A 23171-nucleotide genomic window follows, 5' to 3' on the forward strand; every position below is an offset into this window, starting at 1 on the left:
GCCCCGCTCAAAAGGTCTGGTTGTAGGCGCCGACTTCGGGGCTGCGGCGCAGCACCGCATCGACGGCTTCGAACATCTGCCGGCGCCGCTCGGATGATACCGGGCTCTCCACCACCACCACAAGCTCCGGCTTGTTCGATGATGCCCGCACCAGCCCCCAGGTACCATCCTCCGCCACGACCCTGACGCCGTTGACGGTGATCAGTTCGGCGATCTTCTGGCCGGCGAAGACCGCGCCGTCGTTCTTCATCTTGCGAAAATCGCTTACGACGCGCTCGACGACGCCGTATTTGAGCTCGTCGGCGCAGTGTGGCGACATGGTCGGCGTGCCGAAGGTCAGCGGCAGATCGCGGTAGAGATCGGCCATGCTGCTTTGCGGGCTGCGATCCAGCATCTGGCATATGGCGATGGCCGTTACCAGGCCATCGTCATAGCCGCGGCCGATCGGCGGATTGAAGAAGAAATGGCCCGATTTCTCGAAACCGGCGGCGGCGCCGAGTTCGGCGACGCGCCGTTTGATATAGGAGTGACCGGTTTTCCAATAGTCGGTGACCGCGCCATTTTCCCGCAACGCCTTGTCAGTCATGAACAATCCGGTCGACTTGACGTCGACGACGAAAGTCGAGCCGGGATAGAGGTGCGAAATGTCGCGCGCCAGCATGACACCGACCTTGTCGGCGAAGATCTCGTTGCCCTCATTGTCGACCACGCCGCAGCGGTCGCCGTCGCCATCGAAACCGAGCCCGACATCGGCGCCCGTTTCCAGCACCTTGTCGCGAATGGCGTGCAGCATCTGCATGTCTTCGGGGTTGGGATTGTAATTGGGAAACGTATGATCGAGCTCGACGTCGAGCGGGATCACGTCGCAGCCGATCCTTTCCAGTGCCTCGGGAGCGAAAGCCCCAGCGGTGCCGTTGCCGCAAGCGGCCACCACCTTGAGGTTCCTCGAGATACGCTTTCCCGCTGTCAGATCGTCAAGGTAGGTTTTGCGGAAGTCCGCAACGAAGTCATAGGAGCCGCCACCTACAAGATCGAAATCGCCGGACAGCACGATCGCCTTCAACGCACTCATCTCCTCCGGACCAAAAGTCAGCGGGCGCGCCGCGCCCATCTTGACGCCGGTCCAGCCATTCTCGTTGTGCGAGGCAGTGACCATGGCGACGGACGGGGTGTCGAGCGCGAACTGGGCGAAATAAGCCATCGGCGACAGGGCCAGCCCGACATCCTTGACCCGTGCGCCGGCTGCCATCAGCCCGGAAACCAGCGCCAGCTTTATGGCAAGCGAATAGGAGCGAAAATCGTGACCGGTGACGATGTCGGGCCCGGCACCCAGGCGACGGATCAGCGTGCCGAGCCCCATGCCGAGCGCCTGGACGCCGATCAGATTGAGTTCCGGCGTTTCGTTCGAGCCGGGATGGCCGAACCACCAGCGCGCATCATATTCGCGAAACCCGGACGGCTTGATCAGCGCCGAGGTTTCAAACTCAAAAGTGTTTGGTCTGACATCGCTAACGATCTTCATCGACAAGGCTGCAAACTCCAGGCTGCTGAATCAGGTGCTTCGAGGCAAGGCGACGGTTACCCAGAAGCCCTTTAAGCCGTGTTTGTGCGACAGGAAACTGAAACCTGTATGACGTGGCGGCGAAAGCGAAAGAAATGCGACAGAAGCGCCTCCATTGACGCTTGCAGTAACCAAACGCGGCGGCTATAAGCCCGCGGTCTGGTCACGGAGTGTAGCGCAGCCTGGTAGCGCACATCGTTCGGGACGATGGGGTCGCAGGTTCAAATCCTGCCACTCCGACCAGAAAAAACAGCGGCTTAGCTGTTTTTGTTCCCGACACAACCACTATCCGCCGCAGTTCTGACCAATCGCGCTATGCGCTCAGGCGAAATCGCGTGACATCGATGGCCGCGGCCATCAGTGTCTGTGTGTAGGTTGCCTGCGGATTGCTGAAGATCGCCTCGGCCGGTCCCTCCTCGACGATCTTGCCCTGTTTCATGACGATGATGTAGTCGGCCATGGCGCGCACGACGGCGAGGTCGTGGCTGATGAACAGATAGGACAGCTCGTGGTCGGCCTGCAGCTTGCGCAGCAATTCGACGATCTGCTTCTGCACGGAGCGGTCCAGCGCCGAGGTCGGCTCGTCCAGCACCACCACTTTAGGCTTGAGTATCATGGCGCGCGCAATGGCGATGCGCTGCCGCTGGCCGCCGGAGAATTCGTGCGGATAGCGGTTACGCGTGTTCGGGTCGAGCCCGACTTCGAGCAAGGCGTCGACCGCGCGGAGATCGCGCTGCCTGCCCGACAGATTGGGCTCGTGGACCAGCAGCCCCTCAGTGATTATCTGGCCGACGGTCATGCGTGGCGACAGGGAGCCGAATGGATCCTGGAAGACCAGCTGTAATTCGCGCCGCAGCGGCCGCATTGCGTGGCGGTCGGCGTGGGAAATGTCGCGGTCGCCAAGCCGGATGATGCCGTCGCTGGGCAGGAGCCGCAGCAAGGCGCGGCCGAGCGTCGATTTTCCCGAGCCGGATTCGCCGACGATGCCGATCGTCTGGTTGCGCTTCAGCCGTATCGAAATGCGATCGACGGCGCGCAGCAGAAGCGGCTCGCCGCCAAGGAATCCGCCGCCGATCTTGAAGGTCACCTCGACGTTCCTGCCTTCAAGCAGGACAGGGGCATTCGGCGGCGGCGGCGCCTTGGTGCCGGTCGGTTCGGCGGCCAGCAGCATCTTGGTGTAGGCGTGCTGCGGGTTGGCGAAGATCGCTTCCGCCTTGCCCTCCTCGACCACCTCGCCATAGCGCATCACATAGACCCGATCGGCAAAGCGCCGGACGATGCCGAGGTCGTGGGTGATGAAGACGATCGCCATGCCGAGCTTGCGCTGCAATTCGGCGAGTAGCATGAGGATCTGCGCCTGGATGGTGACGTCGAGCGCGGTCGTCGGCTCGTCGGCGATCAGTATGTCGGGGTCGTTGGCCAACGCCATGGCGATCATGACGCGCTGGCGCTGACCGCCCGACAATTCGTGCGGGTAGGATTTCATCCGCCGCTCCGGATCGGGAATATGGACCAGCCGCAGCAGCTTGAGCGCCTCCTCGCGCGCCGCCGCGGCGCCCAGCCCGCGATGCTTGCGGATCGGCTCGATCAACTGGTTGCCGATCGAATAGAGCGGGTCGAGCGAAGTCATCGGCTCCTGGAAGATCATGCTGATCTTGCGGCCGCGTATCTTGTTGAGCTCGGGCTTGCTCAAGGTCAAAAGATTGCGGCCGCGATAATCGACGGTGCCGGTGGCCTCGCCGTTCGAGGCGAGCAGGCTCATCGCCGCCATCATCGTCTGGCTCTTGCCGGAACCGGATTCGCCGACGACGGCGACGGTCTCGCCTGATTTGACGTGGATATTGATGCCCTTCACCGCCTCCACCACACCGTCGAGAGTGCGGAAGCGGACCCGAAGGTCCTTGACGCTGAGGATGGTTTCGGAAGCAGCCATCTCTCAACGATCCTTCGGGTCGAGCGCGTCGCGCAGGCCGTCGCCGACGAAATTCAACGCGAACAACGTCGAGACGAGAAAGAATGCCGGGAACAAAAGCAGCCAGTTGGCCGAGCCGATGTTCTGGGCGCCGACCGAGATCAGCACGCCCCAGCTTGTCATCGGCTCCTGGACGCCGAGCCCGAGGAACGACAGGAAGCTTTCCAGGATAATGACCTGCGGCACCAGCAGCGTCATGTAGATCACCACCGGCCCGAGCAAATTGGGGATAACGTGGCGCAGCAAAATGCCACGCTGTCCGACGCCCATCGCCTCTGCCGCCTGGACATATTCCTGCCGGCGGATCGACAGCGCCTGTCCGCGCACGATGCGCGCCATGTCGAGCCACAGCACCGCGCCGACGGCCAGGAACATTAGCACGAAGTTCCTGCCGAAAAACACAACCAGCATGATGACGAAGAAGATGAACGGCAAAGAATAGAGCACGTCGACGACACGCATCATCACCTCGTCGACCCTGCCGCCGGCAAGGCCTGCGGTGGCGCCGTAGAGCACGCCGATGACCACGGCCACAATGCCGGCAAGCAATCCGATGGCCAGCGATATGCGCCCGGCCATCAGCGTTCGCGACAGCAGATCGCGGCCGGTGTTGTCGGTGCCGAACAGGAAATATTGCTGCTTGATCGAGGCACTCATCACCATTTCGAGACCATCCGGCGATTTGCTCTCGATCTTTGTGTCATCAAAGGTATCGGAACGATCAAGGTAGCGAATGTTACGGTCGTCGATCGGCTTGGACGATCTGACGGTAACGAACACACGGCTGCCCTCCTGCCGCCAATCCTTAATGTCGACGCGCATACGCCTGATCGCCTCATCGAGAGCGCCTTCGATCATGTCGGCCTGCGGATAGGCGGAGAAGCTCGGCGGCGTGCGCACATAGTCGGCATAGATGGTGGTATACTGGTGCGGCACGAAATAGGGCCCAAACACACTGATGACGGTGATGAAGGCAAGATAATACAGACTGAACATGGCCGCGCGATTGGCCTTGAGGCGCGCCCAGGCGTCACCCCACAGGGATCGGCCGACGACCGGTGCGGCAACTGCGATATCAGTCATAGCGCACCCTCGGATCGACGACACCATAGAGGACGTCGACGATCAGGTTGAAGACAATGGTGAAGAGCGCGATGACCACCACCGTCCCCATAACCAGAGTGTAGTCGCGGTTGAGCGCGGCAACGACAAAATGGCGGCCGATGCCCGGTATAGAGAAGATGGTCTCGACGATGATCGAGCCGGTGAGAAGGGCTGCAGCTGCCGGACCGGTAAAGGAGACGATCGGCAGGATGGCGCCGCGCAGCGCATGCTTGACGACGACTGACCAGTCGGACAGGCCGAGAGCGCGCGCGGTACGGATGTGATGTGAGTGCAGCGATTCGATCATCGAGCCGCGCATCAGGCGGGCAACGATGGCGATCTGCGGCAGAGCGAGCGTCAGTACCGGGCCGACCTTGTTGATAAGGGCTCCATCGCCCCAGCCACCGATCGGCAGCAGCTTCCACGTCAATCCGAATACAAGCTGGATTACCGGGGCGATGACGAAGGTCGGTATGGTGCTGCCGGCGGTCGCCAGCGCGATCACCGAATAGTCGGCAAGCTTATTCTGGTTGAGCGCCGCAACAGTGCCGAGCACGCTGCCGAGGAGCAGCGCCAGAACGAGTGCCGAAGCGCCGAGTTGGATCGAGATCGGCAGGCCCTCCCTGAACAACTCGCCGACGGTGAAATCCGGCATATTGTAGCTGGGACCGAAATTGCCGCGCAGAAGATTGCCCAGATAGTGGACGTACTGCAGCCAGAGCGGATCATTGAGGCCGAACTGGGCTTCGAGATTGGCCCTGATCTCGGGGCTCAGGCCCCGCTCCTGGTTGAACGGGCCGCCCGGCGCGACACGTATCAGGAAGAACGCTATGGTCACGATGACGAACAGCGTCGGAATGGCGGTCAGAAGCCGCCGGAATACGTAACGCAGCATCGGTGCCCCGCTTGATCCAGAGCGCGCGTCCAGCTGGACGATTGCACTCTAGCCTTCAAATCTTCGCACCGACATTGCCGAAAATCGATTCCGGTTCCCGGGCCGATGCGATGGCAAACCGGCACCGCCGCGCATTGAGTTGCGCGGCGGCCCAGCTAAGGGATCAGTCCTTGCTGATGAAGCGGGACGGATGGATGTCCATCACATTGTCGTCGAAGCCATGCAGCTTCGAGGAAACGATATCGTGGTAGCTGTAGTAGAGAAGCGGGATCTCGCCGACGTCGTCGACGAGGATGCGCTCGGCTTCGGCGAGTTTCTTCATACGCTCTTCGGGCTTGCCGCCCGCGGCGGCCGCCTCGTCCATGGCTGCCTCGAATTTCGGACTGTTGTAAACCGAATAGTTGTTGCCGCTGGCCTTGCGAGAGATGCCGAGAAAGGTTTCCGGATCCTTGTAGTCGGCGATCCAGGCGGCACGCGCCACGTCATAGTCACCCTTCTGCTCGAGGAAGGAGTAGTGGGTCTTGGTGTCGGTGTTGAGCAGCGTGACCTCGACGCCGAGCGGCTTCAGCTGTTCCTGGATGGCGACAGCGGTGTTCTTGTGGTTCTCCGAAGTGTTGTAGCGGATCTGCATCTTCAGCGGATGCTCGGGCGTATAGCCGAGCTTCTCCAGGATTTTCTTGGCTTCATCTTCGCGGTCGATCTGCGGCATGTCGGCGTATTTTGCCAGTGCCGGCGTGTAGCCCTCGATGCCCGGAGGTACCATCGAATAGCCGGGCAGCATCGAATTCTGCCAGACTTTCTCGGCCAGGAAATCGCGATCGATCGCCATAGAGATGGCGTTGCGCAGTTCGACATTGTCCCACGGCGCCTTGTCGGTCTTGATCGCATAATAGTAGATGCCGAGATATGGCCCGACGCGGACCTGGTCGCCGAATTTGGCCTTGAGATCGGCGAGCTGTTCGGTCGGCAGGTCACCGTAACTGTCGAGTTCGCCGGCCTCGAAGCGCTTCATCGCAGACGAGCGATCCTCGGTCGGGATGTAGTTGACCACGTCGAACTTGACGCTCGCGGCGTCCCAGAATTTCGGATTCTTGACCAGCTTCAGATGGTCGTTGGGAATCCACTCCGCCGCTGTAAAGGCCCCGTTGGAGACCAGCTTGCCTGCCTTGATCCAGTCGGCGCCAAGCTTTTCGATGGACGCCTTGTTAACCGGATAGGTCGCCTGATGGGTCAGCATCTCCAGGAAGTAAGGCGTTGGCGCCTTGAGCGTGACTTCGAGAGTATTTGCGTCAATCGCCTTGACGCCCATATCCTCCGGCTTGCCCTTCTTGGTGTTGACTTCCTCGGCACCCTTCACGGGATAGAGCATGGAAGCGTATTCGGCAGCGGTGGCCGGATCTTCCAGCCGACGGAACGAATAAACGAAGTCGTCCGCCGTCACCGGGCTGCCATCCGACCAGAGGCCGTCCTTGCGCAGCTTGAAGGTGTAGACAGTGCCGTCGTCGGAGACTGTCCAGCTTTCGGCGGCACCCGGAATGAGGTTCGTCTTCTGGTCATGCATGACGAGGCCCTGGAACAGGTCGCGTATGATATCGGCTTCGTAGACCGTCGAGGTCTTGTGTGGATCGAGCGTCTCCGCTTCGGCGGCGGCTCCGCGGTTGTAGACGGTCTCGGCGAAAGCCGGCGTGTAGAACGTACCGGCGGCCAAGGCCATAGTCGTGGCGAGTACCGTCGCCTTCAGCACATGTTTCAACATGGAGTTCTCCCTAATGACGTCGCCCTTCAGCCACGTCTCTAAGCGTTGACGCCCCGAAACCGATTGGCTGGTTCCTTTCGAGCGCGCAGCCGGTTCCCTTTCCGGCAGCTGGTGGCCAAACAGTAACGTGCAGATTTTTTATTTCAACAGTCTCTCGGGGTCACCCAAAGTAAGGCGCCGGGACAGTCGCCTTGCGACGGCCAATTAAGGATCGAAACCATGGGCTTGGCTGCGTTTCATCGCCCAGAAAACGCCCGTCCGTGGGAGATAATCTGGCGGATCATTTCAGTTTGCGGGAATGTCTTAATTGGTTCTTAGTCAACCACGGGTTACATATTTGGACGGGTTCGGCACATCCCTCTTAAGTTCCGTGGACAAGGGCAATGGATAAGACAGACAGTAAAGCTGTCTCATTAGCGGCAAAAAACACGTGTCGAATAAGGACAAATCTACGCAAAATTGGAGATGAGTCCGGAACTTCCGCGATCGAATTTGCCCTGCTTTCACCGGTCTTCATCCTGCTCCTGCTCGGAATGGTTGCATATGGTATCTATTTTGGTGCAAGCAACTCCTTACAGCAGATCGCCGCCGATGCCGCCCGCACTGCGATTGCCGGATTGAACCAAACCGAGCGCCAGGCGCTGGTGGCGAGTTTCGTCAAAAACAATGCCAGTGGATACCCGTTCGTCGATTCCGGCAAGCTGACATATCAGGCAACGGACAGCACGGCCGATGGAAATCAGTTCGTCGTGTCGATCCAATACGATGCGAGCAACCTGCCGATCTGGAACCTGTTACCAAGCCTTGCGATGCCGCAAACCACGATCTCACGCAGGTCGACCATAAGGATTGGAGGCATTTGAATGTCGCAGTTCTTGCTGAGGGGCATCGGGCGGATCGCTCGCTCGCTGGTTGGCGACGAGAAGGCGAACTTTGCCGTCATGACGGCGCTGATAGCGCCATTCGCCCTGGGGCTTGCGGCCTTCGCCGTCGACGAAGGTTCGATCTACACGGAGCGCAGGGAAGCCCAGGCGATGACGGATCTGGCGGCGATCACCGCGGCGTCGAACATCAACAATATGGAAGCCGCGGCAGTAACCACGCTCAGTGACAACCGAATGCCCGGCATCATTGTTCAAAAGCCAGGTCAGACAATCGTCCCGACGGCTGGGAAAACCGTCGTGTCCGTCACCGGCGGTCGATACTCAGCGGCTTCCTCCGTTGGTGTCGACAAGCGCTTCGAAGCCGGTAAAACGCCGTACAATGCCGTTCGCGTCACTCTGCACAAAATCCCCGCCCGGTATTTCGCCAGTTCGCTCATCCCTACTCCAGTTATCGGCACCGAAGCCATTGCCAGCGTGACCCCGCAAGCGATGTTCTCGGTCGGGTCAAGGCTCCTCAGCGTCAATGGCGGCATCCTTAACGCGCTTCTAAGCAAGTTGCTGGGCGGCAACATCTCGCTCAGCGTCATGGACTACAACGCGCTGATCTCGGCCGACGTCAACGTGCTTTCGTTCGTCGATGCCCTTGCCGTACAGTTGCAACTGACAGGTGTCAGTTATTCCGACGTGCTGGCGTCAAAAGCGACGGTAGGCCAGATCGCGACCGCCATGGCCAATGCGTCCGGGTCGGGCAGCGCCAGCAAACTTGTGCTGCAGACGATCGCGTCAAGGGCCACGAACACGGTCAAGATACCCCTCAGTCATCTTATCGATCTTGGCCCGATCGGTAAGCTCGGCCTCGGACAAAAGTCTCCCGGCTTTTCCGTCGACGCAAGCGCGATGGGCATGCTGGGTGCCGCCGCCTCGCTGGCCAATGGCTCAAACCAGGTCCAGGTCGATCTCGGCGCCACTATTCCGGGACTTACCTCCACTACGCTCGCCATCGCCATCGGTGAACCGTTGCAATATTCACCCTGGCTGGCTGTAGGTGAAAAAGGCACCGTGGTGCGCACCGCGCAGACACGAATCAAGCTGGTCACCACAGTCGGCATCGGCAATTCCAATCTCGGCGGCGGCATCAGTCTGCTGTCCGTCAATCTGCCTCTGCATGTCGAAGTCGCCTATGCGGAAGCCAAGCTGACTGACATCAGCTGCCCGACGGGCCGGCCGGATAGCATCAAGGTCTCTATCGCCGCGCAGCCTGGCGTGGCCTCGCTGCACCTTGCCGCCAGCGACGCAGACAACAATCCATCGGCCTTCGCCGATTTCAGCAATCCGCAATCGTTCTCCGATGCCACGATTGCCCAGGTAAGCGTGAAGCTGCTGCTGCTTAGCCTCAATCTGCTCGATGTGAAGGGTTCTTCATCACTTGCCATCACCAACAACGATCCGACCACATTGACCTTCGACAGCACCGATATCGCCAACAAGACGATAAAAACTGTCGCCACGAAAAACCTGACGCAATCGCTCACGACATCGCTGGTCAGCGGCCTCTCGCTCTCCGTCAATGCACTGGGCCTCGGGCTGGACGTGACGGCCCTGCTCGGAACGGTTAAGCCGGCGGTGGTAACGGTTCTGAACGGCGTGACGGCGCCGGTCGACGCACTGGTCTACAACGTGCTTGCGGCTGTCGGCGTGCATGTCGGCGAGGCCGATGTGCGGGTTGTCGGCGCGACTTGCGGGCGCTCCGTGCTTGTTCAATGAAATGATGAAATAGGGCTCAGCCGATCTGGCCGAGGAAACAGCCCAGCGGCGGCAGCGACAGAGTTCTTTCCTGCAAGACGCCGGCAGCACCGCCAAGATCTCTCGGCTCAATCGCTTCCAGATCCGGTGGCAATTGCCAGCCGGCCGGCTCGTCGGCGAAATTGAAGACACACAGCAGCTTTTCGTCACCGCCTTCGCGAATGAAAGCAAGGACGTCGCCTTCGGCATCGAGGAACCGGATCGAGCCTCGAACCAACGCCGGATGCTGCTTGCGCAAGGCCAGCATCGCCCGGTAGCTCGCCAGGACGGAAGTTTGCTCGCCATTCTGGACGTCGACCGCCCGGGCGCGATGGCTTGCCGGGACCGGAAGCCACGGCTTGCCGGTTGAAAAGCCGGCATTGTCGGCGCCAGCCTCCCAGACCATCGGCGTTCGGCACCCATCCCGCCCCTTGATTGCCGGCCAGAAGCGGATGCCGAAGGGATCGCGCAAATCCTCGAACGCCAGTTCGGCCTCCTCCAGCCCGAGTTCTTCGCCCTGGTAAAGGCAGATCGATCCGCGCAAGCAGGAAAGCAGCACGATCGAGAATTTCGCCACCCTGTGCGGATCGCCGCCCGGCCTTGTCCATCGACTGACATGGCGCACGACATCGTGATTGGAGAACGCCCAGCAAACCCAGCCGTCGAACACCTTACTCTCGAAGGCCTCGACACAGCCACGCACATGCGACGCCGAGAATTGCGGGCCGAGCAGATCGAACGTGTAGGACATTTGGAGCTTGTCGCCACCGCCGGTATAGGCGGCGAGTGTCTGCAAGGAACGAGTTTCGTCGCCAATCTCGCCGACAGCGACGCGGCCTTCATACTCGTCAAGCAAGGCCCGGAAGCGCTTGAGAAAAGTAAGGTTTTCCGGCTGGCTCTTGTCGAACAGATGCTCCTGATAGAGATAGGGGCTGGTTGCCGTATTGGAGCCGGCGACGCTTTCCGCCAAAGGCGGGTTGCTGCGCAGCCAGCGGTCGTGGACGTAATAGTTGACCGTATCCAGCCGGAAACCGTCGACGCCGCGCTCGAGCCAGAACCGCACCGTTTCCAGCAAGGCGTCCTGCACCTGCGGGTTGTGGAAATTCAGGTCCGGCTGCGAGGCGAGGAAATTGTGCAGGTAATATTGCCTGCGCGTCGCATCCCATTCCCAGGCCGGTCCGCCGAAGAGCGACAGCCAATTATTGGGGGCGGTGCCGTCGGGCTTCGCATCGGCCCAGACGTACCAGTCGGCCTTGGGGTTGTCGCGGCTCGTGCGGCTTTCGACGAACCATTCGTGCCGATCCGATGAGTGCGACAGGACCTGGTCGATGATCACCTTCAGGCCCAACCGGTGTGCCTCGGCAACCAGCGCGTCGAAGTCCTCTGATGTGCCGAACATCGGATCGACGGCGCAGTAATCCGAAACGTCGTAACCCATATCGGCCATTGGTGACTTGAAGAAAGGCGACAGCCAGACCGCGTCGACCCCGAGCGATGCGACATGGGCCAGCCTCGAGGTGATGCCGCTGAGATCGCCGCTGCCGTCGCCTGTCGTGTCCTGGAAGGAGCGCGGGTAAATCTGGTAGATGACGCAGCCGCGCCACCATTCGGCATTGTCAGCCATCATAGCTTCCCCCTGCGCGCTCCTGCCCGGCCCAGTGTTCAATCATGAACATGACCGTTCGCCCAGGCACCGGCCGTGAGATGTCGCCAGTGTCCGTTTCGATGGCTGGGCGCCAGTGAAAACCCGCCCGTTCCGGCAGCGTGAACACGCAGGCCCGGCGGTCGCCGTTGATGACCACCGCAAGGCGACTGTTCTCACCGCTACCGAGAACCATGACCACCCGGTGCCGCCTGGCATCGTGCCAGGCTGCTTCATCCAGCGGCACGCCGGTTTCCGTCAGCCAGACGACGTCAGGTATTTGCGAGCCGGCCGGCAGTTCTCCGGTCAGGAAGCTGGTGTCCGAAAGCGCCGGCGCGGCACGACGCATCTTGGCGAGCAGAGCCGTGTACCGCTCCAGCGCCCGGTCGCGCCCGGACCAGTCGAGCCAGGTAATGTCATTGTCCTGCGCGTAAGCGTTGTTGTTGCCGCGCTGCGTGCGGCCGAACTCGTCTCCGGCCGTCAGCATGATCGTGCCGCGCGAGGCAAAGAGCGTCGCCAGCAGCGCGCACTGGTCATCGAAACGGGCCGTAACGATTGACTGGTCGTCCGTCTGACCCTCGACGCTATTGTTCCAGGACAGGTTGTCATCGTGACCATCGCGGTTCTGTTCGCCATTGGCCTCGTTGTGCTTGTGCTCGTAGGCAACGATATCGGCCAGCGTCATGCCGTCATGCGCAGCGATGAAATTGAGGCTTCGGCTCGTTGTCTGGCCTGCTTTGGAAAAGACGTCGGACGAACCGGCAAGCCGCGTCGCCAGCGCACCGATCATGCCGCCGTCGCCGCGCCAGAAGCGGCGGATATCGTCACGGTATCTGTCGTTCCATTCTAGGAAGGGCGGCGGAAAATTGCCGAGCTGATAGCCATCCGGTCCGACATCCCAAGGTTCGGCGATCAGCACCCGGTCGCCAAGAACAGGGTCGTTGCGAATGGCGTTCAGCAGCGGCGCATCGGCGTCGAAAACGCCGTCGCCGCGGCCGAGGATCGGCGCCAGGTCGAAGCGGAAACCGTCGACGCCGGCGCGCTGGACAAAGTGGCGAAGCGTGTCGAGGACCATGTCCCGGACGACCGGACGGTCGCAGGCCACCGTATTGCCGGTTCCGGTGTCATTGACCAGCGCGCCGTTGGCCTCGTGCCGGTAGTAGGCGCGGCTGTCGAGGCCGCGCAGCGACAATGTCGGGCCGAGCCGGTCGCTTTCGCCGGTGTGATTGAACACCAGGTCGAGAATGGTGCCGATGCCGGCCTCGCGCAGCGCAGCGACCGTTCCGCGCAACTCGGCCAGACCGCCGGGCGCCAGTCGCGGATCGAGCGCCATGAAGGTCACGGGACTATAACCCCAGGCGTTGCGCAGCCCGAGCGGCGGCAAATGCCGTTCGTCGATCGATGCCGTCACCGGCATCAACTCAACGGCTGCAACACCGAGTTTTTGCAGATGCTCTACAACAAGGGGGTGAGCGAGAGCTGCAATGGTGCCGCGCTGCTTCTCGGGGATGTCCTTATGCAGCTTTGTGAAGGCGCGTACCGGCACTTCGTAGATTAGGCCGCCGGGCCGAAACAGCGGCGGCAAGGCAGGCAGCGGCTTCGGCAAGGCGCCGGCAATCGCCTTCGGCATCAGCGGCGCGGTGTCGGCCCCCTCGCCCCGCCGCGCGGCCAGTCGGCCGTCATAGGCATAAGGCCTGTCGATCTCGACGGCGTAGGGATCGGCCAGCAGCTTGTCGGGATCGAACCAAAGGCCCTGCTCCGGCGCGTAGTCGCCATCGGCGCGGAACCCGTATCGGGTGCCGGCGCCGAGACCGGCAACAAAAAGCGCGTGCACGCCCTCGCCTTCCGACGGGAGTTGCAGCCGGTCGATTTCGCGGTTGCCGCGCTGGTCGAAGATCGAGACCCAGATGCGCCGAGCCGACGAGGACCATGCGGCGAAGCGGATGCCTTCTTTGGTGATGGTTGCGCCGAGTTGGCTCATACGGCGTCTCCTTCTCCCCTTGTGGGAGAAGGTGGACCGGCGCGCAGCACCGAGACGGATGAGGGGTGCTGGAAGAAACGAGGCATGGGCGATTTGTGCAAAGGTGTGCGCCAAGCTGGAACACCCCTCATCCGACCGAGCTTCGCTCGGCCACCTTCTCCCACAAGGGGAGAAGGGGGAGCCTCGCAACGCAGGCCGAACTCAGACGGCCGGCTGTCAACCAAAGTCACGTAATCACGCTCGGCTTGGCGCGACCGGTATGGCTGCGAATCCCGGCGATGTCGTCGGCCGCCGCAATCAGGTCGGCAAGTGCCTCCTGGGTCTCCAGATTGTGGCGGCTGTTGTCCGGCTCGTAGCGCTCGACATAAAGCCGCAGTGTCGCGCCCGAGGTGCCGGTGCCGGACAGGCGGAAGACGACGCGTGAGCCACCTTCGAACAACACCCTGATGCCCTGGTTCTTGCTGACCGAGCCGTCGACCGGATCGTGATAGGCGAAATCATCGGCGCTGGCGATCGTCATGCCGCGCACGCTGGTGCCAGGCAGCGAGCCGAGCTTGGCGCGCAGTTCGTCGACGAGCGCATTGGCACGGTCGGTCTCGACCTCCTCGTAATCGTGCCGCGAATAGTAGTTACGGCCGTAGGCTGCCCAATGCTGGGTAACGATCTGCTTGGCGCTTTCGCCGCGCACGGCAAGGATGTTGAGCCACAAAAGCACGGCCCACAGGCCGTCCTTTTCGCGTACATGGTTGGAGCCGGTCCCCGCACTCTCCTCGCCGCAGATCGTCGCCATGCCGGCATCGAGCAGATTGCCGAAAAACTTCCAGCCGGTCGGCGTTTCATAGATGCCGATGCCGAGCTTTTCGGCGATGCGGTCGGCAGCACCGCTGGTCGGCATCGAACGGGCTATGCCTTTCAGCCCGGCCTTGTAGCCCGGCGCCAGATGGGCGTTGGCGGCGAGCATCGCCAGCGAATCCGACGGGGTGATGAAAATGCCCTTGCCGATGATCAGGTTGCGGTCGCCATCGCCATCAGAGGCAGCGCCAAAGTCGGGCGCATCCGGGCCCATCATCTCGTCGTAGAGGTGTTTTGCATGCACCAGATTGGGATCGGGATGGTGGCCGCCGAAATCCGGCAGCGGAATGAAATTGCGGGCGGTGCCATTCGGCGCGCCGAGCCGGTTTTCGAGGATCTCCTTGGCGTAGGGGCCGGTCACCGCATGCATGGCATCGAAGCGCATGCGGAAGCCCGATTTGAACAGCGCTCGCAAGGCCTCGAAATCGAACAGGCTTTCCATCAGATCGGCATAGTCGGCAACCGGATCGATGATTTCGACGGTCATGTCAGCCGCCTTGACCGTGCCGATCGTATCGATGTCGACCGGCCCGATATCGGCGATCTTGAAGCTTGAAATCGCCTTGGTTTTTTCGAAGATCGCGTCGGTCAGCTTTTCCGGCGCCGGGCCGCCGTTGCCGGCATTGTACTTGATCCCAAAATCCTCATGTGGGCCACCCGGATTGTGGCTGGCCGACAGGATGATGCCGCCGAAGGTCTTGTATTTGCGAATTACATGCGAAGCGGCCGGCGTCGACAAGATGCCGCCCTGCCCGACCATCACCTTGCCGAAGCCGTTTGCCGCGGCCATGGCGATGGCCTTCTGGATGACCTCGCGGTTATAAAAGCGGCCGTCGCCGCCGATCACCAGGGTTTTGCCATCGAATCCGTCCAGCGCGTCGAAGATCGACTGGATGAAGTTCTCGGCATAGTGCTCCTGCTGGAACACCGGGACTTTCTTGCGCAGCCCTGAGGTGCCGGGTTTCTGGTCGGGATAGGGTTTGGTGGCGACGGTGCGGATCATCAGTCAGGCAGCCCTTTTCGAAAGCAGCAAGCGATAGAGTTGAACATATTTTTCGGCGCTTTTATCCCACGAAACGTCGGCCTTCATGCCTTGCCGCTGCATCGACGTCCACACCGCGGGATTGGCATGCGCCTCGACAAGGCGGCGGACGGCGTGCAGCAAGGCGCCGGCATTGGCGGGCGCGAATTGGAAGCCGGTCGCCACGCCGGCAGAGATGGCGGCTTCGTTGGCATCGATGACCGTGTCGGCAAGGCCGCCGGTGCGCGCGACGACCGGCACGCAGCCATAGCGCAGGCCGTAAAGTTGCGTCAGCCCGCAAGGTTCGAAGCGCGACGGGATGATGATGGCGTCGCAGCCGCCCTGCATGGTGTGGGAGAGCCCCTCGTCATAGCCGACGACGACGCCGATGCGGCCACGATGGCGGGCTGCGGCGGCAAGCAACGTGCCTTCCAGCCCAGCGTCGCCAGACCCAAGGATTGCCAGCCGTGCACCTGCCGCGACGATGCCGTCGACGGCAGCAGCCAATATGTCCATGCCCTTTTGCCAGGTTAGCCGGCTGACGACGCAGACGATCGGGCTGTCATCGCGATCGAGGCTGAACCGGTCCTCGACCGCGGCCTTGTTGGGCATTCGCGCCTTAAGCGTCTTTGCCGTGTAGTTGGAGACCAGATGCTTGTCGGTTTCCGGGTTCCATATCTCGGTATCGATGCCGTTGACGATGCCATGGAGATCGACGGAGCGCATGTTGATCAGGCCGTCGAGGCCCATGCCGAATTCGGGCAAACGGATTTCCTGCGCATAGGTCGGGCTGACCGTGGTGATCGCCCAGGCGGCCTGCAGGCCGGCCTTGAGGAAGCCGACGCCGCCGTAATATTCGACGCCGTCGAGCGCCATCGCCGCCGCCGGCAGGCCAAGCTCGCCAAAGATGCCGGCGCCGAACTGGCCCTGGAAGGCGAGGTTGTGCACGGTGATCATCGACGGCGTGCCGACCGCCTTGCCGTAGCGCATGTAGGCGAGCGTCATCGCCGACTGCCAGTCATGGGCATGGACGATATCGGGCAGGTAGCCCGAGATGGAGCCCCCGGCGATGTCGCCGCCTACCTGGCTCAAGGCAGCGAACCGCCGCCAATTGTCCGGCCAGTCGGCGCCGGTCGCGTTGCCGTATGGACCGCCGGGGCGGTCGAAAAGATGCGGCGCGTCGAGCACGAACAGGTCGAGGCCGGCGATCTGGACGGCGTGCACCGACGCCTTGCCGCCCTGCAGCAGCGGATATTGCTGAACCGCCTTCTTTTTCTTGAAGGCGCCTATCACCTGCGGGTAGCCGGGGACGAGCGTGCGCATGGTGACGCCCTTGCCGGCCAATGCCATGGGCAAGGCGCCGGTTACGTCGGCGAGCCCTCCGGTCTTGACCAGCGGAAAGATCTCGGGCGCCACCGACAGAACCTGCATGCACTACGATCCCAGCCTGTTGATCATGTCCTGCGTGACCAGGCAGATGCCTTTTTCCGAAACGCGGAAACGCTTGGCGTCGAGGACGGGATCCTCGCCGACCACCAGCCCCTCCGGAATCCTGACGCCGTGATCGATGACTACGCGCTTCAGCCTGGCGTTGCGGCCGACATGGACGTCGGGCAGCATGACGACCTCCTCCAGTGTCGAATAGGAATTGATGCGCGCGCCGGTGAAGATCAGGCTTCGCTTCAGCGAAGCGCCCGAAACGATGCAATCGCCCGACACGAGAGACGACACGGCCGACCCGCGGCGGCCATCCTCGTCATGCACGAACTTTGCCGGCGGCTTCAACTCGGCGTAAGTCCAGATCGGCCAGTCGCGGTCGTAGAGGTCGAGTTCCGGCGTGATGTCGGTCAGGTCGATATTGGCCTCCCAATAGGCGTCGACCGTTCCGACGTCGCGCCAATAGGCCTCGTTCTCGGCGGTCGAGCGCACGCAGGATTTGGCGAAGCGATGGGCGATCGCCTTTCCGTGCTCGACGATGTAGGGGATGATGTCCTTGCCGAAGTCGCGGCTCGAGCCGGGCTCTGCCGCATCGCGACGCAATTGCTCCATCAGGAACTTGGTCTTGAACACATAGATGCCCATCGAGGCCAGCGCAAAATCCGGTTTGTCGGGAATGCCCGGCGGATCGGCGGGCTTTTCGATGAAGGAGATAATGGTGTCCTTGGGATCGACATGCATGACGCCGAAGCCGGTAGCTTCCATGCGCGGCACTTCGAGGCAGCCGACGGTGACGTCGGCGCCGGCCTCGACATGTTGGCGCAGCATCATTTCGTAGTCCATCTTGTAGACATGGTCGCCGGCCAGGATGACCATGTATTCCGGCCCATAGGCCTCGATGATATCGATGTTCTGGTAAACGGCGTCGGCGGTGCCCTCGTACCATTGCGTTTCCGACACACGCTGGCTGGCCGGCAGGATGTCGAAACTCTCGTTGCGCTCGGGCCGCAGGAAGTTCCACCCGCGCTGCAGGTGGCGGATCAGCGAATGCGCCTTGTACTGGGTGGCGACGCCGAGGCGGCGGATACCGGAATTGAGCGCATTGGAGAGCGCGAAATCGATGATGCGGGTCTTGCCCCCGAAATAGACCGCCGGCTTGGCGCGGCGGTCGGTCAGTTCCTTGAGCCGGCTGCCACGGCCGCCGGCCAGCACATAAGCCATGGCGTCGCGTGCCAGCGGCTGGGTTCGGTTTATTTCAGCCATTCCTATCCTCCCAGGTTAGATACTCCAGACATAGCTCAGTCCGGGACGAATTCGAGCATGATCGTCGACAGCGGCGGCAAAAGCATCGTCGCCGAAATGCCTCCTCCCGCTTCCGCTCGAGCCTCGACCGCGCCGCTGTTGCCCTTGCCGGAACCGCCATAGTCTGTGGCGTCGGTGTTGATGATCTCGCGCCATTTTCCGGCCTGCGGCAACGGCACGCGATAATTGTCGCGCGGCACCGGCGTGAAGTTGGAAATGACGGCGACCGGGTTGCCGCCCGGCGCGCTGCGCAGCCAGGCAAAGACCGAGTTCGCGCTGTCGTCGACGATAAGCCAGGAAAAGCCCTCCGGCTCGCAGTCGCGGGCATGCAGCGCCGGGCGCGAGCGGTAGAGATAGTTGAGGTCGCGCACCGTCTGCCAGACGCCACGGTGGAGCCGGAAATCGAGCAGGTTCCAGTCAAGCGCGCGCGCCTCGCTCCACTCGCGGCGCTGCGCGAACTCCTGGCCCATGAACAACAGCTTCTTGCCGGGATAACCCCACATGAAGGCGTAATAGGCGCGCAGCGTCGCGAATTTCTGCCAGTCGTCGCCGGCCATCTTGTTGAGCAGCGTGCCTTTGCCGTGCACCACCTCGTCGTGGGACAGCGGCAGCACGAAATTCTCGCTGAAGGCGTAGACCAGGCCGAAGGTGATGTCGTTGTGGTGATGCTTGCGGAAGATCGGCTCCTTTGAGAAATACTCCAAAGTGTCGTGCATGAAGCCCATGTTCCACTTGAAGCCGAAGCCCAGCCCGCCTTCATGCACCGGCTGCGAGACTTTCGGCCACGAGGTCGATTCCTCGGCGATGGTCATCACGCCCGGATGGTGGCCGTAGACCTCCTTGTTCATACGCTGCAGGAAGCTGACCGCCTCGAGGTTTTCGCGCCCGCCCTTCTCGTTGGGGATCCATTCGCCGGCCTTGCGCGAATAATCGAGATAAAGCATCGAGGCGACCGCATCGACGCGCAGTCCGTCGACGTGATATTTCTCGGCCCAGAACAGCGCATTGTTGACCAGGAACGAAATCACTTCGCGGCGCCCAAAATTATAGATCGCTGTGTTCCAGTCGGGATGGAAACCCTTGCGCGGATCGGCATGTTCGTAGAGCGCGGTACCGTCGAACTTTGCCAGACCGTGTTCGTCAACCGGGAAATGCGCCGGCACCCAGTCGAGGATGACGCCGATGCCGGCACGGTGGGCGCCGTCGACGAAGCGGGCAAAACCGTCCGGATCGCCAAAGCGGGCGCTCGGCGCATAAAGACCCGTCGTCTGGTAGCCCCAGGACGGGTCATAAGGGTGTTCGGAGATCGGCATGAATTCGATGTGGGTAAAACCGGTCTCGACCACGTAAGGGATCAGCCTGTCGGCGAGCTCATCCCAAGACAGGAAGCTGCCGTCGTCGTGAAGCCGCCATGACCCGGCATGGACCTCGTAGATCGATACAGCTTCGCGCCTGTGGTCGGCATTGCGCCAGTAGTTCCGGTGCGCCTCGTCACCCCATTCATGCGCCGGCGGCAAAGCCGTCACCGAGGCGGTGGCCGGGCGCAGTTCGGACTTGAAGGCGAACGGATCGGCTTTGAGCGGCAATCTCACGCCATCCGGCCCGATGATTTCATACTTATACGGGCGGCCAGCGCCGATGTCGGGAATGAACAGCTCCCAGATGCCGGTGTCGCGGCGGACGCGCATGGTATGCCTGCGGCCGTCCCACTCGTTGAAGTCGCCGACCACCGAAACGCGCCTTGCATTGGGCGCCCACACCGCAAAATGTACGCCCGATGCACCTTCATGGTCTATGAGATGGGCGCCGAGCTTGTCGAACAGCCTGAGATGCGATCCTTCGGCGATGTAATAATCGTCTAGCGGACCGAGCACGGGGCCGAAGGAATATGGATCGGTCAGCCACCAGTCACCGCCGGCGTTCCTGGCGTGGTAGCGCAGCGGCTGGCGTTTGCGCAGCGACAGTTTGCCTTCGAAGAAACCGCGATCGTCACGCCTCGACAGCTCGCCAGCCTTCTTGCCGGTCAGCGTGTAGGCAGTGACGGACTCGGCATGAGGAACGAAGCAACGGGCGACAAATCCCTTCCCAGCCTCATGCACGCCGAGCACGGCAAACGGGTCGCCGTGCGTGCCCGCGACAATCGCCGCGACATCGCTGGTTTGCGCCAGTCCGTCCGGCCCGCTTGTCGCAACGGTCGCGCGCGGCTTGCTCATCAGGCAGTGATCCTCCCCGGGGCACCAAGTGTATGTTTCTAGTGGAGTTTTGAATTCGACATTCGCATGCCGCCTGACCCTCCAAAGGATGCGAGGGTCAAATCCACTCCACTAGGACCACATTGTTCGTGGTCTCATGCAATCATATCAGGCGGGCACGTGCCATATGTCTTTCGCATATTGGCGGATCGTGCGGTCGGACGAGAACCAGCCGACGCGGGCGACATTGCGGATGGCTCTGGCGTACCAGTCCGGGCTGTTGCGCCAGACGGCATCGACGTCGCGCTGGGTGGCGGCGTAGGCATCGAAATCCGCGGCGACCATGAACCAGTCGCTCTGGTAAAGACCGTTGATCAGGTCGCGATAACGGTCCGGGTCGTCAGGTGAGAAGACGCCCGATGAAATCGCCGACAGGGCCTGCGCCAATTCGGGCGAGCCCTCGATCACGGCGCGCGGATCGTAACCATTGTTGCGCCGCTCGGCGACTTCCTCTGTGGTCAGGCCGAAGATGAAGATGTTGTTGTCGCCGACGCATTCCTTGATCTCGACATTGGCGCCGTCGAGCGTGCCGATGGTCAGCGCGCCGTTCAGCGCGAACTTCATGTTGCCGGTGCCGGAGGCTTCCATGCCGGCGGTCGATATCTGCTCCGAAAGATCGGCGGCCGGCATCATGATCTCGGCCAGGCTGACATTGTAGTTCGGCACGAACACCACTTTCAGCAAGCCGCGCACCGCGGGGTCGCGGTTGATGACACGGGCGACGTCGTTGGCAAGTTTGATGATCAGCTTGGCATTGTGATAGCTGGGTGCCGCCTTGCCGCCGAAGAATTTGACGCGGGGCATCCAGTCGCGCTCTGGATGTGAGCGGATCTGGTCGTAAAGCGCGACCGCTTCGAGAATGTTCAAGAGCTGGCGCTTATATTCGTGGATGCGCTTGACCTGGATGTCGAACAGCGCCGAGGGGTCCACCTTGATGCCGAGCCGGTCGGCAACAAGATTGGCAAGCCTCGTCTTGTTCGCCCGTTTGACGGCGGCGAACTTGTCTCGGAACGCGGCGTCCCCGGCGAAAGGATCGAGCCGCTTTATCTCGTCGATGTCGTCGAGGAAACCGTCGCCAATCGCCTCTCGGGTGAGTGTCGTGAGGCCGGGATTGCACTGGATCAGCCAGCGCCGCGGCGTGATCCCGTTGGTCTTGTTGTTGATGCGGTCCGGGTAGAGCCTGTGGAGATCGGCAAACACCGTCTCCTTCATCAATTCCGTGTGCAGGGCCGAGACCCCGTTGATCGAGTGCGAGCCGACAAAGGCCAGATTGCCCATGCGCACGCGGCGATCGCCATTTTCCTGGATCAGCGAAATGCGGCTGATCTGCTCGTCCGAGAACTGGTCGGAGGCGCGCGCCTCGAGCAGCACTTCGGCGTTGATCGCGTAGACGATCTGCATGTGGCGCGGCAACAGCCGCTCGAACAACGGCACCGGCCAGCTTTCCAGCGCTTCGGGAAGCAGCGTGTGGTTGGTGTAGCCGAAGGTGCGCTTGGTGATGCTCCAGGCCTGGTCGAAATCTATGCCGTGGACATCCATCAACAGGCGCATCAGCTCGGCTACGGCGATCGCCGGATGGGTGTCGTTGAGATGGATCGCCGCCTTGTCGGGCAGCGATTGCAAGTCGCCATACTGGCTGAGATGACGCTGGACGATGTCCTGCAGCGAGGCGGTGGAGAAGAAATACTCCTGCCTCAGTCGCAGCTCCTGGCCGGCCTTGTGGGAATCGGCCGGGTAAAGGACGCGCGACAATGCATCGGCCTTGTTGCTTTCGGCGAGCGCGCCGATGTGATCGCCGGCGTTGAACTTGTCGAGCAGGATCGGGTCGACCGGCATGCCGGACCACAGACGCAGCGTATTGACGCGATTGGCCCGCCAGCCGACCACTGGCGTATCGTAAGCAACGGCCAGAACATGTTCGGTCGGCTTCCAGACGTGGCGCTCGAGCCTGCCGTCCTTCGAGGTGATCGATTCCACCGAGCCGCCGAAGCCGACCTCGAAGGAGCGCTCGCGGCGTTCGAACTCCCAGGGATTGCCGTGATCGAGCCATGTCTCGGGCAGTTCCACCTGCCAGCCGTCATGAATCTCCTGCCGAAACATGCCGTTGGCATAGCGAATGCCGTAGCCATGCGCGGGGATATCGACGGTAGCCATGCTTTCCATGAAACAGGCGGCGAGCCGGCCAAGACCGCCATTGCCAAGGGCAGCGTCCGGTTCGAGCGCTGCAATGATGTCGAGGTCGACGCCAAGCGACGACAGCGCCTCGCGCATATTGTCCATCAGGCCGAGATTGGAGAAGGCATCGCGCATCAGGCGGCCGATGAGGAATTCCAGCGACAGGTAATAGACGCGCTTTTCCTGCTGGGCGTAGGCCTCTTGGGTCGCCTGCATCCAGTGATCGACGATGCGGTCGCGCACAACCTTGATCGAGGCGGTGAGCCAGTCGTACTGGGTTGCAACGTTGGTGCCCTTGCCGACTCTGTATTTGAGGGCCTGCAAGACTTCGTCGGCGAGTGTCTTGGGATCCGGGTTTTCGAGTGTGGGCGGAGGAGCTTCGGTTGTCATCGCGCGCGTCATGCTGCCTCTCGTGACGTTGCCAGGATCATGCGGCTTTCACCATCTCTGCCAATGCTAGTGCATCCCACCGGATGTTCAATCGATTCAGGCGACCGAAAGCCGGGTTGCCCTGCGGCAATTTGGCATTTGGAAACAGCGCGTTCGGGTTCCTCG

14 protein-coding genes and 1 tRNA gene are annotated in these 23171 nt (G+C 61.7%); 3 read left to right on the forward strand and 12 right to left on the reverse strand.

The genetic code is table 11. The annotated features are described in order from the left end of the window. Positions 1 to 7: 7 nt before the first annotated feature. A complete protein-coding gene (locus NKI63_RS14405; RefSeq protein ID WP_502900470.1) occupies positions 8 to 1522 on the reverse strand; it encodes a phosphomannomutase/phosphoglucomutase in 1515 nt (504 codons plus the stop codon). Between the two features lie 205 nt (positions 1523 to 1727). Here NKI63_RS14405 and NKI63_RS14410 point away from each other — a divergent pair. Further along, positions 1728 to 1804: transfer RNA gene (locus NKI63_RS14410), tRNA-Pro, on the forward strand. Positions 1805 to 1874: 70 nt separating this feature from the next. On the opposite strand, the gene NKI63_RS14415 is transcribed toward NKI63_RS14410, so the two are convergent. The 4 genes from NKI63_RS14415 to NKI63_RS14430 form a co-directional block, all read right to left on the reverse strand. Continuing rightward, positions 1875 to 3494, reverse strand: coding sequence for an ABC transporter ATP-binding protein (locus NKI63_RS14415; RefSeq protein WP_352821918.1), 1620 nt, complete (start codon positions 3492 to 3494; stop codon positions 1875 to 1877). A 3-nt stretch (positions 3495 to 3497) separates the two neighbouring features. Further along, positions 3498 to 4616, reverse strand: coding sequence for an ABC transporter permease (locus NKI63_RS14420; RefSeq protein WP_254819905.1), 1119 nt, complete (start codon positions 4614 to 4616; stop codon positions 3498 to 3500). Further along, positions 4609 to 5532 (reverse strand): ABC transporter permease subunit, encoded by a 924-nt coding sequence (locus tag NKI63_RS14425; RefSeq protein ID WP_352479493.1) that lies wholly within the window; start codon positions 5530 to 5532, stop codon positions 4609 to 4611. The genes NKI63_RS14420 and NKI63_RS14425 overlap by 8 nt, the downstream gene beginning before the upstream one ends. 163 nt (positions 5533 to 5695) lie before the next feature. Then, complete coding sequence (locus NKI63_RS14430) at positions 5696 to 7288, reverse strand: peptide ABC transporter substrate-binding protein (protein WP_352479492.1); 1593 nt, start codon at positions 7286 to 7288, stop codon at positions 5696 to 5698. Positions 7289 to 7671: 383 nt separating this feature from the next. On the opposite strand from NKI63_RS14430, the gene NKI63_RS14435 reads away from it, so the two are divergent. Together NKI63_RS14435 and NKI63_RS14440 are read left to right on the forward strand one after the other, a co-directional pair. After that, on the forward strand, positions 7672 to 8151 hold the full coding sequence (locus NKI63_RS14435) for a TadE/TadG family type IV pilus assembly protein (RefSeq protein ID WP_352479491.1): 480 nt from the start codon (positions 7672 to 7674) through the stop codon (positions 8149 to 8151). Further along, entirely contained in the window at positions 8152 to 9936 is a 1785-nt protein-coding gene (locus NKI63_RS14440; RefSeq protein ID WP_352821921.1) for a pilus assembly protein TadG-related protein, read from the forward strand. A gap of 16 nt (positions 9937 to 9952) precedes the next feature. Here the strand turns inward: NKI63_RS14440 and bglA are convergent, their stop codons facing one another. The 7 genes from bglA to NKI63_RS14475 form a co-directional block, all read right to left on the reverse strand. Continuing rightward, the gene (gene bglA / locus NKI63_RS14445; RefSeq protein ID WP_352821924.1) at positions 9953 to 11581 is read right to left on the reverse strand and encodes a beta-galactosidase BglA; all 1629 of its coding nucleotides are present in this window, start codon (positions 11579 to 11581) and stop codon (positions 9953 to 9955) included. Beyond that, positions 11571 to 13577: a glycogen debranching protein GlgX gene (glgX, locus tag NKI63_RS14450; protein ID WP_352821927.1), complete on the reverse strand. Its 2007-nt coding sequence runs from the start codon at positions 13575 to 13577 to the stop codon at positions 11571 to 11573. The genes bglA and glgX overlap by 11 nt, the downstream gene beginning before the upstream one ends. Before the next feature lie 226 nt (positions 13578 to 13803). Then, the gene (locus NKI63_RS14455) at positions 13804 to 15432 is read right to left on the reverse strand and encodes an alpha-D-glucose phosphate-specific phosphoglucomutase (protein ID WP_352821929.1); all 1629 of its coding nucleotides are present in this window, start codon (positions 15430 to 15432) and stop codon (positions 13804 to 13806) included. A gap of 3 nt (positions 15433 to 15435) precedes the next feature. Beyond that, positions 15436 to 16881 (reverse strand): glycogen synthase GlgA, encoded by a 1446-nt coding sequence (glgA, locus tag NKI63_RS14460; protein WP_352821932.1) that lies wholly within the window; start codon positions 16879 to 16881, stop codon positions 15436 to 15438. A 3-nt stretch (positions 16882 to 16884) separates the two neighbouring features. Then, positions 16885 to 18150: a glucose-1-phosphate adenylyltransferase gene (glgC, locus tag NKI63_RS14465; protein WP_352821935.1), complete on the reverse strand. Its 1266-nt coding sequence runs from the start codon at positions 18148 to 18150 to the stop codon at positions 16885 to 16887. Positions 18151 to 18185: 35 nt separating this feature from the next. Then, positions 18186 to 20402 (reverse strand): 1,4-alpha-glucan branching protein GlgB, encoded by a 2217-nt coding sequence (gene glgB / locus NKI63_RS14470; protein ID WP_352821937.1) that lies wholly within the window; start codon positions 20400 to 20402, stop codon positions 18186 to 18188. 147 nt (positions 20403 to 20549) lie between these two features. Then, positions 20550 to 23018 carry a glycogen/starch/alpha-glucan phosphorylase gene (locus tag NKI63_RS14475; protein ID WP_352821940.1) on the reverse strand — a complete coding sequence of 823 codons (2469 nt, stop codon included), beginning with the start codon at positions 23016 to 23018 and terminating at the stop codon, positions 20550 to 20552. Positions 23019 to 23171 lie beyond the last annotated feature (153 nt).

Origin of the sequence: Mesorhizobium sp. M0410 (genome assembly GCF_040321435.1) — a bacterium.
Taxonomy (GTDB): domain Bacteria; phylum Pseudomonadota; class Alphaproteobacteria; order Rhizobiales; family Rhizobiaceae; genus Mesorhizobium.

Coding starts and splice junctions, on each gene's coding strand:
- NKI63_RS14405 (WP_502900470.1), bottom strand. CDS start 1,522: ATGAAGATCGTTAGCGATGTCAGACCAAACACTTTTGAGTTTGAAACC.
- NKI63_RS14415 (WP_352821918.1), bottom strand. CDS start 3,494: ATGGCTGCTTCCGAAACCATCCTCAGCGTCAAGGACCTTCGGGTCCGC.
- NKI63_RS14420 (WP_254819905.1), bottom strand. CDS start 4,616: ATGACTGATATCGCAGTTGCCGCACCGGTCGTCGGCCGATCCCTGTGG.
- NKI63_RS14425 (WP_352479493.1), bottom strand. CDS start 5,532: ATGCTGCGTTACGTATTCCGGCGGCTTCTGACCGCCATTCCGACGCTG.
- NKI63_RS14430 (WP_352479492.1), bottom strand. CDS start 7,288: ATGTTGAAACATGTGCTGAAGGCGACGGTACTCGCCACGACTATGGCC.
- NKI63_RS14435 (WP_352479491.1), top strand. CDS start 7,672: ATGGATAAGACAGACAGTAAAGCTGTCTCATTAGCGGCAAAAAACACG.
- NKI63_RS14440 (WP_352821921.1), top strand. CDS start 8,152: ATGTCGCAGTTCTTGCTGAGGGGCATCGGGCGGATCGCTCGCTCGCTG.
- bglA (WP_352821924.1), bottom strand. CDS start 11,581: ATGATGGCTGACAATGCCGAATGGTGGCGCGGCTGCGTCATCTACCAG.
- glgX (WP_352821927.1), bottom strand. CDS start 13,577: ATGAGCCAACTCGGCGCAACCATCACCAAAGAAGGCATCCGCTTCGCC.
- NKI63_RS14455 (WP_352821929.1), bottom strand. CDS start 15,432: ATGATCCGCACCGTCGCCACCAAACCCTATCCCGACCAGAAACCCGGC.
- glgA (WP_352821932.1), bottom strand. CDS start 16,881: ATGCAGGTTCTGTCGGTGGCGCCCGAGATCTTTCCGCTGGTCAAGACC.
- glgC (WP_352821935.1), bottom strand. CDS start 18,150: ATGGCTGAAATAAACCGAACCCAGCCGCTGGCACGCGACGCCATGGCT.
- glgB (WP_352821937.1), bottom strand. CDS start 20,402: ATGAGCAAGCCGCGCGCGACCGTTGCGACAAGCGGGCCGGACGGACTG.
- NKI63_RS14475 (WP_352821940.1), bottom strand. CDS start 23,018: ATGACGCGCGCGATGACAACCGAAGCTCCTCCGCCCACACTCGAAAAC.